Genomic DNA, 13,136 nt, shown 5'->3' on the forward strand with positions numbered 1-13,136 from the left:
CCGGGGCCGTGCGCGGCCCCGGGGGCGCGGTCAGGGGGCGTAGTAGCCGCCCTGGGCGCCTCCGTAGCCCTGGTCGAGCTGCCTGCGGCGCTCCCGCCTCGGCAGCAGGTAGGCCGCGAGCATGCCGCCGATGAACCCGAAGAGGTGCGCCTGCCACGAGACGCCGGGGTACTGGGGCAGGACCCCCCAGATCATCGTCCCGTAGAAGAGGATCACGCAGATCATGATGACGATGTCGATGGTCTTGCGTTCGACGATCCCGCGCAGGACCGTGTAGCCGAAGTAACCGAAGACCAGGCCGCTGGCGCCCACGGTGAGGGAGAACGGTGAGCTGAACAGCCACACGCCCACACCGCTGACCAGGATGATGATCAGCGTGGTGAGCAGGAACCGTCCCAGGCCGCTGAACGCGACGAGCGAGCCCAGCACGAGGAACGGCAGCGAGTTGCCGATGAGGTGCTCCAGGTTCCCGTGCATGAACGGCGCGGTGAACACGGTCCAGGGCCCCTGGAGGTCCCAGGCGCGCAGACCGTACTGCTGGTCGAGCCGTCCGAGGAGCACGAAGCTGTCGAGGATCTCGAAGACCCACATGGCCGCGAGCATCCCCGCTACGGTCAGGATGGCGGTGATTCTGGACTGCTTCACCCCATCGAGAGTAGAGGACATGGTCTTGCGGCGGTATGTCCGTACGGGGCGTGGTGGGTAATTGCCCGAAGTGTCGGGATATGTCGCGGCAGTCGGCGCGAGCGGCGCCGCTCTGCGGGAGGAGGGGGGTTCGGTCCCCGGCCCGGGGGCGGGCGCGCGGGAGCGGCCGCCGCGCTCAGGAGGTCAGCGAGCGCCCGCGCGGCGGGATGCCCGCCACCGCCATGAACGACTCCACCCGGGCCGGACTGGTCATCCCGGTCAGTGGCAGGTAGGCGCGCGAGGTGCGGCGGCTCTGGAGCGAGGGGAAGCGCTTGGGGCGCCCGGCGTTGTCGTACAGCCCCAGGGAGCGGATGCGGCCCGGCAGCACGTAGTAGGAGCCGATGTCGTGGAAGGGCACGCGCACGATGTAGCGGCCCCGCTGGTAGCGGAACTCGCCGTCGGAGACCTCCAGGACGGGCGCCTTGATCATGTGGCCGTGCGCGGCCAGTGCGGCGCCGGTGAGGGCCAGGAGGACGCCGAGGGCGATGTTGGCCCAGTGCGAGACGTCGACCGCGATCGCCAGGGCGCCGAGAACCACCAGACCGTAGCCGCCCCACAGCTCCAGGTGCTTGCGGCCTACCGGGCAGACCAGGCGAACTGTTTCGGACACGGCAGAAGCCTCTCTCAGTGGGCACCGCGGGCGGGATGACGGCAATCGCCGCTCGAAACCCTATCGGCTCCGGCGACGCGTGGACGGTGGTTTCGGACAACCGGAGCTGTGGATTTCCGTACCTCCTTGGCGTGCTCTGCCCTCCGGTGAGAGGTTGCTGCTCTCGTGTCTGGTTGACATCACGTCATCCCATGTCTGCCGCATTCTGTTTCCCGTGGGAGTCGCCCCGAAGACGACCGGAGGACTGGAGAGGGCGTTAGGGATTATATGTGTACTTTGGGGACTTTTGTCCGTTTTCCTCTGTGTAGTCATTCAAGCCGTCCTGGTAGTTAAACGACGTTTACTTTACCTGAACCGTTGTCGGATGGCGTAACTAGCCCGCAATGTATTTCTGGCTTGTCCGAATCCGAAGGGAGGCTCTGTTCGCCTGGCTTCGGGCTCTGACCTGCGGTGACCCCTATGTCTGGGCGGGGTATGAACTATGCGTCCGCGGCTCGGTGCGATGGGCGCGAACCGGTTGCGGATGGGTCACGAATCCAGCAGTAGGGCTATACAGACATTTCGCTCAATGGTCTTCTGATCGACTAATCGCCTAGTTCTGCGGGGCGTGTGCGAACCACACAACCCCGAGGTTCGGCTCGTATTAGTGATCAAGGGTGTAACTGATGCACAAACGAAGGAAGACGCTCGCGCTCGCCGCGGCGGGCACCTCCGCTTTGATGGTGCTGACCGCCTGCGGCGGCGGTGGCGGCGAAGGCGAGCAGGAGAAGGAGGTCACATGGGTGATCAACAGCCTTCCCGCAGCCTGGGGAGCCATCAGTAGCGCCGGAGGCAGCGTCTACGTCATCCAGGCGCTCTCCGGCGTCGTGCCCTTCACCGGGCAGTACCAGCCCGACGCGACGTACGAGTACGACATGGACGTCCTCGCCGAGGAGCCCGTCCTCATCAACGACGACCCCGACGAGGGTCCGTTCCAGTTCAGCTTCACCCTCGCCGAGGACGCCGTGTGGAACGACGGCACGCCGATGACCGGTGAGGACCTGCGGGTCACCAACATGATGTCCGCGTCCCCCACCGAGGGTTACTGCGACACCTGCGACTCCCGCGGCACCACCGGCGCCGACATGGTCGAGGAGGTCGAGGTCGACGGCAAGACCGCGACCTTCACCCTCAAGGAGGGCCTGTCCAACCCCGAGTGGATGGGCATGTTCGACGCGCACAGCGTGGCGGGCGGCTTCTACCCGGCGCACCTGGCCCAGGAGAACGGCTGGGACGTCGACGACCCCGCGCAGCTCGGCGAGTACTACGCCTGGCTGCACGAGACGCGCCCCGAGTGGTCCGGCGGCCCGTACCAGATCGTGGACGGCGACCTGGAGAACCAGGTCGTCAAGGAGCCCAACCCCGAGTGGTTCGGCGAGACGCAGCCCGCGCTCGACCGCATCATCATGCCGTACAACACCGACGAGGGCACCTTCATCCCCGCCTTCCAGAACGGCGAGATCGACGGCGCCAACCCCGCGCAGTACAGCGAGGACATCATCACCCAGCTCCAGGGGATGGAGACCGCCACGCTCACCATCGGCGAGGGCAACATCTGGGAGCACATCGACATCAACACCGAGAACGAGTGGCTCTCGGACGTCGAGCTCCGCAGGGCCGTCTTCACCGCGATCAACCGCGACCAGATCGCCAGCCGCAACTTCGAGGCCGGATACCCCGAGTACGAGCTGAAGAACAACCACATCTTCGGCAGCGACAGCGAGTACTTCGAGGACCTCGTCTCCGAGTCCGGGCAGGGCAGCGGCGACGCCGAGGCCGCCACCGAGATCCTGGAGGAGGCCGGTTACGAGCTCGACGGGGACACCCTCATGCTCGACGGCGAGCAGGTCGGCCCGTTCCGCCTGCGCAGCACCGACACCGTCATCCGCAACAACTCCGTGCAGCTGATCCAGGCCCAGCTCGCCGAGATCGGCATCGAGACCACCATCGAGATGACCGACGACCTGGGCACGATGCTGGCCGAGCAGGACTACGACATCGTCCAGTTCGGCTGGAGCGGCAGCCCGTACTTCGCCTCCAGCCCCGAGCAGTTCTGGCACTCCGAGAGCACCAGCAACTTCGGCGGCTACGCCAACGACGAGGTGGACGAGCACGCCGAGGCCACCGCGACGGCCGCCAACCTGGACGAGGCGGCAGAGCACGCCAACGCCGCCGTGGCCGCCGTGGTCCCGGACGCCTACGTCCTGCCGATCGTGGCCGAGCCCAACTACTTCTTCGTGAACGACAGGCTCGCCAACGTCGAGGACAACCTCCAGTCCAGCTACCGCGCCACCTACAACATCGGTGAGTGGGACCTCGCCGAGTAGTTCGCGGCACAAGGCCCGTGGCCCGGGCCCGGGGCATCCTCCCGGGCCCGGGCCGGTCCTCGTCCACCCCTGAAGGATCACACTCATGCTCGTTTACACGGTGCGGCGCGTCCTGGGCGCGATACCCATCCTGATCCTCGCGTCCGTGCTCACCTTCGTCCTGATCGACGTCTCCGGCGATCCCCTGACGGAGCTCAGGATGCAGCAGCCGCCCCCGGACCCCTCGGTCATCCAGCTCCAGGAGGAGCGGCTCTACCTCGACCGGTCCATGCCCGAGCGCTACTGGCTCTGGGTCACCGGCATCGGCGGCAACGGGGACATCGGACTGCTCCAAGGCGAGTTCGGCCCCTCCACGCAGAGCAACAGCTACGACATCGGCGCCAACATCGCCGAGCGCCTGGGCACCACCCTGCGGCTGGTGGGCGCGTCCATGGTCTTCGCGCTTGGCCTGGCCGTCCTGGCCGGCGTCGTCAGCGCCATGCGCCAGTACTCCAAGCTCGACTACACGCTCACGTTCGTCGGCTTCCTGGCCCTGTCCATGCCCGTCTTCTGGTTCGCGGGCATCATGCAGCAGGCCGGTGTCGGCTTCAACGACCTGGTGGGCGACCAGGTCCTCGCCACGATCGGCGACGGCGTCTACCAGGCACAGGGCGAGGACTTCTGGGGGCGCGTCACCAACGCCTTCGCCTACATGACCCTGCCCACGATCGTGCTGATGCTGACCAGCTTCGCCTCGTGGAGCCGGTACCAGCGGACCTCCATGCTCGAGGTGCTCAACAGCGACTACGTCCGGCTGGCCCGCGCCAAGGGCCTGCCCAACCGCGTCGTCATCCGGCGCCACGCGCTGCGCACGGCCCTCATCCCGCTGACCACGGTGGTCGCCGTCGGCATCGCCGGGATCATCGACGGCGCGGTCCTGACCGAACGCGTCTTCCAGTGGCGCGGCCTGGGCGAGTTCTTCATCACCGCGGTCGAGAAGAACGACTCGTACGCGCTGATGGCGTGGCTGCTGCTCAGCGGTGTCATGGTCATCGTGGCCAACCTCATCGCCGACCTCCTGTACGGCGTGCTCGACCCGAGGATTCGCTATGAGTGAGAAGAGGGCGCCCCGGGCGCCGCGGAGCGCCGACGCCGAGAGCGTCGGAGGTGCCGAACGCACCCAGTTCCAGATGATCCTGTCCCGGTTCCTGCGCCACCGGGCCGCCATGATCAGCCTGGTCGTCCTGGCGGTCGTCGTCCTGGCCGCCTTCGTGGGCCCGCTCCTCTGGCGGTGGGACCACACCGTGCACCTGGAGATCCCGCCGAGCGTGCCGCCCAACGCGGACCACCCGCTGGGCACCACCACCGCCGGGCACGACGTCCTGGGCCAGCTCATGCGCGGCGCCCAGCAGACGCTCAAGGTGGCGTTCACGGTGTCGGTCATGGGCACCGTCATCGGCTCCCTGTGGGGGGCGACGGCCGGTTACTACGGCGGCCGGATCGACGCGCTCATGATGCGCGTGGCCGACGTGTTCATGATCGTGCCCCTGCTGGTGATGGTCGCCGCGATCGCGGGCAACGCCCGCGCGGGGACCACCTGGTACGCGGTGGCCCTCATCATCGGATTCTTCTCGTGGGCGCAGATCGCCCGCGTGGTGCGCAGCGTGGTCCTGTCCCTGCGCGAGCAGGAGTTCGTGGAGGCGGCCAAGGCCGCGGGGGCCTCGCCCGGGTGGATCATCGTCCGCCACCTGCTGCCCAACGCGGCCGGGCCGATCATCGTCGCGGCCACCCTGCTGATCGCGGTGGCGATCCTGCTGGAGGCGGGCATGTCCTTCCTCCAGTTCGGCATCCAGCCCCCCGACATCTCGCTCGGCCAGATGATCAGCGACGCGCGCACGGCCGTCTCCACCAGGCCCTGGCTGTTCTACCCGCCGGGCCTGCTGCTGCTGGTGATCTGCCTGACGATCAACTTCATCGGCGACGGGCTGCGCGACGCCCTCGACCCACGACAGACCATGGTGCGGCGATGACCACGACTGACCAGATGAGCAACGAGGGGACCGCCCCGGCCGCGGCCGGCGACGTGGTCCTGGAGGTCGGCGACCTCAGCGTCACCTTCCCCTCCGACGACGGGCCGCTGCCCGCCGTGCGCGAGGTGTCCTACGTCCTGCGCCGGGGCGAGGCGCTGGGGATCGTGGGCGAGTCCGGATCGGGCAAGTCCGTGACCTCGATGGCGATCATGGGGCTGCTGCCCAAGAACGCCCGCGTCGAGGGCTCGGCCAAGGTGCTGGGCCAGGAGGTCATCGGCCTCAAGGACGCGCAGATCAGCAGGGTCCGCGGCAACAAGATCGCGATGATCTTCCAGGACCCGCTGACCTCGCTGAACCCCGTCTACACCGTCGGCTACCAGATCGCCGAGGCCGTCCTGGCCCACCGCAAGGTGGGCAGGAAGGCGGCGATGGCCCGGGCGCTGGAGCTGCTGGAGCTGGTGGGCATCCCCAGCCCGGAGCAGCGGATCAAGCAGTACCCGCACGAGCTGTCGGGCGGCATGCGCCAGCGCGTGGTGATCGCCATCGCGATGGCCAACGAGCCCGACGTCATCATCGCCGACGAGCCGACCACGGCCCTGGACGTGACCGTCCAGGCGCAGGTCCTGGAGGCGCTGGAGGCGGCCCGCAAGGAGACCGGCGCCGCCCTGGTGCTGATCACCCACGACCTCGGCGTGGTGGCCGGGCACGTCGACAGGATCGGCGTGATGTACGGCGGCCGCCTCGTGGAGATGGGCCCCGTGGAGGAGGTCTTCTACCGCCCGCGGATGCCCTACGCCCTCGGCCTGCTGGGTTCGCTGCCCCGCCTGGACGAGGACCGCCACGAGCGGCTCACCCCCATCGTGGGCACCCCGCCCTCCCTGCTCTCCCTGCCCACCGGGTGCGCGTTCTCGCCGCGCTGCCCGATGGCCCGGGACCTGTGCCGTGAACAGGAGCCCCTCCTGCTCGCGGTCGGCGGGGACGGGGAGCGGATGCGCGTGTCGGCGACGGACACCTCCGCGCACACGGCGGCCTGCCACTTCAGCGAGGAGCTGGGGGGAGCCGCGCCCGCCGACCTGTTCCGGGGGACGGCGGTGGAGGCCGAAACCGTCACGGAGGTCGAGGAGGCCGAGGGGCAGGCGCAGGAGGCGCGCGCCCGGATCGGCGCGGAGACCGCCGCGCCCGCGGACGGAGAGCCCCGTGAGGCCATCCTGACCGTCAGGGAGCTGGTCAAGAACTTCCCCATCCGCTCCAAGGGCCTCCTGCGGCGCAAAATCGGCGAGGTGCAGGCGGTCTCCGGGGTCTCCCTGGAGCTGCGCGAGCACGAGACACTCGCCCTGGTCGGCGAGTCCGGGTGCGGCAAGTCCACCACCGCCCGCCTCATGCTCCAGCTGATCAAGCAGACCTCGGGCGAGGTCAGCTACATGGGGCAGCCGCTGCACACGCTGTCCCCGAGGCAGATGCGCCCGCTGCGCCGCGACCTCCAGCTGGTCTTCCAGGACCCGTTCGCCTCCCTGGACCCGCGCATGACGGTCTCGGACATCATCGCCGAGCCGCTGCGGATCCACGGCCAGGGCAACGGCACCGCCAAGAGGCGGGTCAAGGAGCTGCTGGACCTGGTGGGGCTCAACGCCGAGCACGGATCGCGCTACCCGCACGAGTTCTCGGGCGGCCAGCGCCAGCGCATCGGCATCGCCCGCGCGCTGGCGCTCAACCCCAAGGTGCTCATCCTGGACGAGCCGGTCTCGGCGCTGGACGTGTCCATCCAGGCGGGCGTGATCAACCTGCTGGAGGACCTCCAGGACGATCTGGGCCTGTCGTACCTGTTCGTCTCGCACGACCTGTCGGTGGTCAAGCACATCGCCGACCGGGTGGCCGTGATGTACCTCGGCAAGATCGTGGAGACGGGGACGACGGCGGAGCTGTTCGGGGCGCCCTCGCACCCGTACACGCAGGCGCTGATCTCGGCGATCCCCCTGCCGGACCCGGTCAAGGAGCGGACCCGGGAGCGGATCGTGGTCACCGGCGACGTGCCCAGTCCCGCCGACCCGCCCTCGGGCTGCCGGTTCCGGACCAGGTGCCCGAAGTTCGCGAACGAGCTGTCGGAGGGCGAGCGCGCCAAGTGCGTGGAGGAGCCGCCGGAGCTGATGGACCGGGGGGCGGGCCACCTGGACGCCTGCCACTACTCGCGGGCCGTGGAGCTGTTCTGACCGGGGCGCCGCCCGGGTGATCCGGGCGCCGCGGTCGTGACGGGCCGGTGCCGGGGAGCGCGTCCCCGGCACCGGCCCGTTCGCCGTTCACGCCGCGCACGGCGGCGGAAGGGGCCGGGCACACACCCCCCGCCGGGCAGGGGAGATCGCGGAGGGAGCACCCGGTACCGCTTCCGTGCGCCGGGCCCCTCGCCGCGTCCATGGGGAACACCGGAACCGGGCGGTTCTGTCGGTGGCGGATTTGGGTGCGCACGCGTCACCTGCGCCTAGGCGTCCCCATGGGCCCCTCCCGTGTCCGACCCGCGCCCCGGGTGCTGGTGCCGGGGAACCGGAGCGGGTTAGGGTGCGGTGCCCCTTGTGTCCGTGACCGCTAGGAGACACACCGTTGACAGCCCCCAACGCTTCCAGTGAACCCCCGGTCGGGAGGCGCCGTGCCCCGGTCCGGCGACGCGCCGCCTGGACCGCGGCCCTCGCGGCCGTCCCGGTGCTCGTCGCGGCGCCCCTGGGCGCGCTCCCGGCCCACGCCGACCCGGCGGCCGCGGAGGAGCGCCTGACCGACCTTCGTGCGGACATCGACGCCCTCCTGGCGGACCCGTCCCTTGAGGGCGGGGTGTCCGGGGTGACCGTCGCCGACCCCGCCACCGGCGCGGTGCTGTACTCGCGCGACGGCGGGGAGCAGCTGGTGCCCGCGTCCAACATGAAGCTGTTCACCGCCGCGGCCGCCCTGGACGTCCTGGGCGCCGACCACACCTTCTCCACCGAGGTCGTGACCGACGGCCACCGGCAGCGGCGCTCCGTCGAGGACCTGTACCTGGTGGGCGGCGGCGACCCCACCCTGTCCGAGCGGGACCTGGACGCGCTGGCCGCCGACGTGGCCGCCTCCGGGGTCAGGACCGTGCGGGGCGACGTCCTCGCCGACGACACCTGGTTCGACTCCCAGCGCCTCGTGGACGACTGGTGGCCCGAGGACGAGCCCTACGCCTACTCCGCGCAGATCTCGGCCCTCACCGTCGCCCACGGGGAGCGCTACGACACCGGCGTCACCGAGGTCGTGGTCACCCCCGGCGCGGCGGGCGCGCCCGCCACCGTGGACCTGGGCGCCGCCGAGGGCTACGCCGAGCTCGACAACCGGGCCGTGACCGGTCCCGCGGGCGGTACCAGCAGTGTGGTCGTCGACCGCCCCGTGGGGACCAACACCATCACGGTGACCGGCACGATCCCGGCCGACGCCGCCCCCGTGACCGCCCTGCGCACGGTGGACGAGCCCGCGGGTCTGGCCGGGCACCTCTTCGCGCGGGCGCTGGAGCGGCACGGCGTCACCGTCGAGGGCGGCGTGGAGTTCGGCGAGGCGCCCGAGAGGGGGCGCCACGGGGCCCGGCTGGTGGCCGACCACGAGTCCCCCGAGCTGGCGGAGATCCTCGTCCCCTTCATGAAGTTCAGCAACAACGGCCACGCCGAGATGCTCGTCAAGGGCATCGGCCGGGAGGTCGCGGGAGAGGGCAGCTGGGACGCCGGGCTGACCGGTGTCGAGCGGTCCCTGTCCGGGCTGGGGGTGGACACCTCCGACCTCGTCCTCAACGACGGCTCGGGCCTGTCCCGGGGCAACCTGGTCACCTCCGACGCGGTCGTGGACCTGCTCGTGAGCGCGCGCGACGCGTCCTGGCACGGGATCTGGGCGGACTCGCTGCCGGTGGCGGGCGAGAGCGACCCGTTCACCGGTGGAACCCTGCGGTTCCGCATGGGCGGCACCGCCGCCGCGGGCGTCGTCTCCGCCAAGACCGGCACCATGACGGGCATCAGCGCGCTGTCCGGATACGCGGCCGGGCAGGACGGCGGCGACGGGCTGGTGTTCAGCGTCGTCAACAACGGCTACAGCGGCCCGGCTCCCACGCCGGTGCAGGACGCGATCGCCGTCCGGCTGGCCGAGTACCTGGGCCACCAGACGCCCGTGAGCGTCCGGTCCCAGAGCGCGCCGACCCGGCCCGGCGGTGAGCTGGAGTGCTCCTGGGAGCTGACCTGCTGATCCGCTGACCCGCTGAGCGCGCACGACCGGGCGGCGGCCGCGCCACCCGGTCCGCGCGCCGCCCGCGCGTGAGGCGCGGCAGGCGCGGGACACGCGGGCGGCGCGATCGCGTTCGAGGGCGTCCGCGCCTGAGGCGCGGTGACTCGGCCGGAGGGCCACGGGGAGTCCCCCCGTGGCCCTCCGGGTTTTCCACAGGTGTGGACGGGCTCCGCCGCTTCGGCTCCGAAGGTGGCATTCTCGGAGTGGACGGCGCCTCCTCCTCGCGTCACACGATCCGCGTCGCACCACCTGTCCGCCTCCTCCGCCCGCGCGGAGTCCCGGGAAGGGAGCGTTCCGATCGTGTCCCACCTCAGCGTCGTGTTCCACCTCAGCACCGTGTCCGGACCCGCCGTCGCGTCCTACCCCAGCGCCGTGTCCGGCCCCGGCGGGAGAATCGCCCGCCTCCCGCCCCCGCTCGTGTGCCGTCTCCGGGGAGGGGCGCCCGGAGCGGCCCGGCCCGGCCGCCCTCCCCGGACGGGGCCGCGCCGGTTCCCCGGGCGGGGGAGCCCGGGGCCGCTACCAGGCGCGGCGGCCGACGAAGGCCAGGAACCGGGTCTGGGCGTCGGCGCCCTCGGGCGGGGTGAGCTCGGGACCGCAGACATCGTTCCCGCGCAGGTGCTCCCCGAAGGGGGCGGTGGCCTCGTGCGCCCACCGGACGTCGCCGGGGTCCAGGCGCTCGTCCTGGCCGGTGGCCCGGGCCAGGTCCCAGCGGTGCACCACGAGGTCGAAGCAGAGGAACCGGTCCACCGCCTCGGCGAAGGTGGTGCGGCCGAAGAACCCGTCGAACCCTGTATCCGCGCGCCGCGGGTCGTCCAGGTCGGCCTGTACCACCGCGCGGGCGGCGTCCCAGGCGGCACTGGGGTCCTCGTCCACGGAGGGGACGTCGCCCAGCCCGCGGCCGACCAGGCCGAGGAACATGCCCTGGGTGTCCACGACGTGGCGGACCACGTCGCGGGCGTCCCACCCCTCGCAGGGGGACGCCGACGACCAGCGGTCGGCGGGGACGGCCGCCACCGTCCCGGCGAAGTCCTCGGACAGGCGGGCGTAGCGCTCGGAGGTGTCGCTCATGATCGTGTTCCCCTCGGTTCCGTCTCGGTGCCCGCCATCCTCGTCGCCTCGGCCGGTCCCCGTCTTGAACAAACACGACGAACCGCACGTGTGTTCGGAGCCGGAGGGCTATCCTGGAACCGTGAGACCGTACTCCGTGGGGGTGGAGGGGGACGCGCGCGGCATCCTCGACCCGGCCGCCGGGCTGACCCGGTTCCGCCTGGACCGACACGCGCCCTCGGAGCGGGTGGCCCGCTTCGTGGACCGCTACTGGCTCGCCTCCTGGAACCTGACCGGCCGCGGGCCGTACAACCAGCGGGTCCTGGCCCACCCCGTCGTGAACCTGGTGTTCACCGGTGGGACCGCGACGGTGCACGGCCCGACCACCGGGGTGACCGAGCGCCCCCTGGAGGGCGAGGGCTGGGCGCTCGGGGTGATGTTCCGGCCCGCGGGGTTCCGCCCGTTCCTCGGCAGGCCCATGAACACGATCGTGGACGCCGCCCTCCCCGCGTCGGAGGTCTTCGGCGCCCTCTGTGCGAGTGAGGGCGGGGGCGGGGACCCCGGTGCCCACGGGTGCTCCGATCGGGACGGGGGCTGCGGCCCGGACGGGCTTCTCGACGCCGCCGCGGTTCCCGGTGCGAACGCGGCCCTCGGCAGGGGAGGGGCTCCCGGTGCGAACGCGGTCCTCAGCAGGGGAGGTGTTCCCGGGGCCGGCGGAGCCCCCGGCGGGAGCGGGGTCTTCGACGGTGCGGCGCCGTCCGGTCCCCTCGCCCTCATGGCCCGGGTCGACCGCGCCCTGGCCGAACTGCTCCCCGCGGACCGTCACCCGGCCGAGGACACCCGCGACGCCGTGGAGCGGGTGGCCGCCGACCCCTCGGTGGTCAACGTGTCCGGGCTCGCCCGGCGCGAGGGGATGGGCGTACGCCTGCTCCAGCGCCGCTTCGCCGACCACGTCGGCCTCGGACCCAAGGCGGTCATCCGCAGGTACCGGCTCTACGAGGCCGCCGAGCGGGCCAGGAAGGGCGCGCCGCCGGACTGGGGGAGCCTGGCCGCCGAACTCGGGTTCAGCGACCAGTCCCACCTGACCAGGGAGTTCACCGCCGTTCTGGGGACCCCTCCCGCGCGCTACGCGGCGCGCGCGACACCAGGCGGCTGAGCGTGCGGTACACGTCCTCGGCCGTCGGGCCCGGGTCGGCGCAGCACCGCATGAACATGCCGTCGACGGCGGCGCCCACGCCCGCGCGGTCCTCCGGGTGGGGGAGGTAGGGCGTGAGGAAGGCGTCCACGGCCCGGTTCCAGCGCTCGATCTGCGGGCGCAGGGCCGGGCGGCGCGCGGCGAGCAGGAACAGTTCGCACTCGGCCATCACCTGGGCCCGTTCGGGGCCCGAACCCACCGCGATCATCCCGGCCAGGGCGCGCAGGGCCGCGTCCGCGTCCTCGGGCAGGGCGGCCAGCGCGGCCACGTAGGTGTCGTTGACCCGGGTCAGGGTGTCCACGAGCAGGTCGTCGACGGTCGCGTGGTAGTAGGTGACGGTGCTGGGCGGCACCCCGGCCTCGGCGGCCACGCGCCGCTGGCTGACCGCCGCCACGCCGTCGCGTTCGATGACGCGCATGGTGGCGTCCAGGAGCTGTCGGCGGCGCCGCTGGCCCTTGCGTCTGCGCCCGTCGGCGATGTCCCCGCCGACGGACGCCCTGTCGTGGACGTTCAGTGCCGCCCGCCCAGTTCCAGGGCCATGACCCCCGCGATGATCAGCGCGATCCCGCCGATCTGGACCCAGGTGAGCGACTCGCCGAAGAGCAGCGTGCCGATCACCGCGACCAGCGCGATGCCCACGGCCGCCCACACGCCGTAGGCCACGCCGAGGTTGATGCCCCGGGTGAGGGACTGGCTGAGCATGAGGAAGGCCCCGACGTAACCGACCACGACGACGACCGAGGGCAGCGGGCGGCTGAAGCCCTCGGAGAGCTTGAGTGAGGTGGTGGCGATCACCTCGGCGATGATCGCTCCGGCCAGCCAGAGCCAGGGCACGGAGTTCCCTCCGACGGAGAACTGGGCGTTTGACCAGGTTCCTCCGGAGAAGAAACCTGAGCGTTCGGACAAGATTCTAGGCGGAGGGTCGACCCGGTGTCCAAGGCCGGTTATGGATGGCC

Annotated in this window: 11 protein-coding genes; 6 read left to right on the forward strand and 5 right to left on the reverse strand. The window is 71.2% G+C overall.

Annotated features, from left to right (window positions below):
• Positions 1-30: 30 nt before the first annotated feature.
• Complete coding sequence (locus KGD83_RS02435; RefSeq protein ID WP_047868609.1) at positions 31-645, reverse strand: rhomboid family intramembrane serine protease; 615 nt, start codon at positions 643-645, stop codon at positions 31-33.
• Between the two features lie 175 nt (positions 646-820).
• Complete coding sequence (locus KGD83_RS02440) at positions 821-1,294, reverse strand: hypothetical protein (protein WP_212642324.1); 474 nt, start codon at positions 1,292-1,294, stop codon at positions 821-823.
• 665 nt (positions 1,295-1,959) lie between these two features.
• On the opposite strand from KGD83_RS02440, the gene KGD83_RS02445 reads away from it, so the two are divergent.
• From KGD83_RS02445 to dacB, 5 genes are all read left to right on the forward strand, one after another.
• A complete protein-coding gene (locus tag KGD83_RS02445) occupies positions 1,960-3,660 on the forward strand; it encodes an ABC transporter family substrate-binding protein (RefSeq protein WP_212642325.1) in 1,701 nt (566 codons plus the stop codon).
• Between the two features lie 85 nt (positions 3,661-3,745).
• A complete protein-coding gene (locus KGD83_RS02450) occupies positions 3,746-4,756 on the forward strand; it encodes an ABC transporter permease (RefSeq protein ID WP_212642326.1) in 1,011 nt (336 codons plus the stop codon).
• Entirely contained in the window at positions 4,749-5,669 is a 921-nt protein-coding gene (locus KGD83_RS02455) for an ABC transporter permease (RefSeq protein ID WP_130395606.1), read from the forward strand. The genes KGD83_RS02450 and KGD83_RS02455 overlap by 8 nt, the downstream gene beginning before the upstream one ends.
• Complete coding sequence (locus KGD83_RS02460; RefSeq protein WP_212642327.1) at positions 5,666-7,876, forward strand: ABC transporter ATP-binding protein; 2,211 nt, start codon at positions 5,666-5,668, stop codon at positions 7,874-7,876. Before KGD83_RS02455 ends, KGD83_RS02460 begins: the two co-directional genes overlap by 4 nt.
• A 385-nt stretch (positions 7,877-8,261) precedes the next feature.
• Positions 8,262-9,899 (forward strand): D-alanyl-D-alanine carboxypeptidase/D-alanyl-D-alanine endopeptidase, encoded by a 1,638-nt coding sequence (gene dacB, locus KGD83_RS02465; protein ID WP_449411497.1) that lies wholly within the window; start codon positions 8,262-8,264, stop codon positions 9,897-9,899.
• Positions 9,900-10,454: 555 nt separating this feature from the next.
• Here dacB and KGD83_RS02470 read toward each other — a convergent pair.
• Positions 10,455-11,006 carry a TIGR03086 family metal-binding protein gene (locus tag KGD83_RS02470; RefSeq protein WP_212642328.1) on the reverse strand — a complete coding sequence of 184 codons (552 nt, stop codon included), beginning with the start codon at positions 11,004-11,006 and terminating at the stop codon, positions 10,455-10,457.
• Positions 11,007-11,127: 121 nt separating this feature from the next.
• Between KGD83_RS02470 and KGD83_RS02475 the strand changes: the two genes are divergently transcribed.
• Positions 11,128-12,141, forward strand: a complete 1,014-nt coding sequence (locus KGD83_RS02475) for a helix-turn-helix transcriptional regulator (protein ID WP_338036949.1) — start codon at positions 11,128-11,130, stop codon at positions 12,139-12,141.
• Here the strand turns inward: KGD83_RS02475 and KGD83_RS02480 are convergent.
• Together KGD83_RS02480 and KGD83_RS02485 are read right to left on the reverse strand one after the other, a co-directional pair.
• Positions 12,080-12,658: a TetR/AcrR family transcriptional regulator gene (locus tag KGD83_RS02480; protein ID WP_256448859.1), complete on the reverse strand. Its 579-nt coding sequence runs from the start codon at positions 12,656-12,658 to the stop codon at positions 12,080-12,082. The genes KGD83_RS02475 and KGD83_RS02480 overlap by 62 nt on opposite strands.
• A 32-nt stretch (positions 12,659-12,690) precedes the next feature.
• Entirely contained in the window at positions 12,691-13,014 is a 324-nt protein-coding gene (locus KGD83_RS02485) for a DMT family transporter (protein WP_013155521.1), read from the reverse strand.
• Between the last annotated feature and the right edge of the window lie 122 nt (positions 13,015-13,136).

Source organism: Nocardiopsis akebiae (genome assembly GCF_018316795.1).
Taxonomy (GTDB): Bacteria; Actinomycetota; Actinomycetes; order Streptosporangiales; family Streptosporangiaceae; genus Nocardiopsis; species Nocardiopsis dassonvillei.

Coding starts and splice junctions, on each gene's coding strand:
- KGD83_RS02455 (WP_130395606.1), top strand. CDS start 4,749: ATGAGTGAGAAGAGGGCGCCCCGGGCGCCGCGGAGCGCCGACGCCGAG.
- KGD83_RS02470 (WP_212642328.1), bottom strand. CDS start 11,006: ATGAGCGACACCTCCGAGCGCTACGCCCGCCTGTCCGAGGACTTCGCC.
- KGD83_RS02445 (WP_212642325.1), top strand. CDS start 1,960: ATGCACAAACGAAGGAAGACGCTCGCGCTCGCCGCGGCGGGCACCTCC.
- KGD83_RS02450 (WP_212642326.1), top strand. CDS start 3,746: ATGCTCGTTTACACGGTGCGGCGCGTCCTGGGCGCGATACCCATCCTG.
- KGD83_RS02460 (WP_212642327.1), top strand. CDS start 5,666: ATGACCACGACTGACCAGATGAGCAACGAGGGGACCGCCCCGGCCGCG.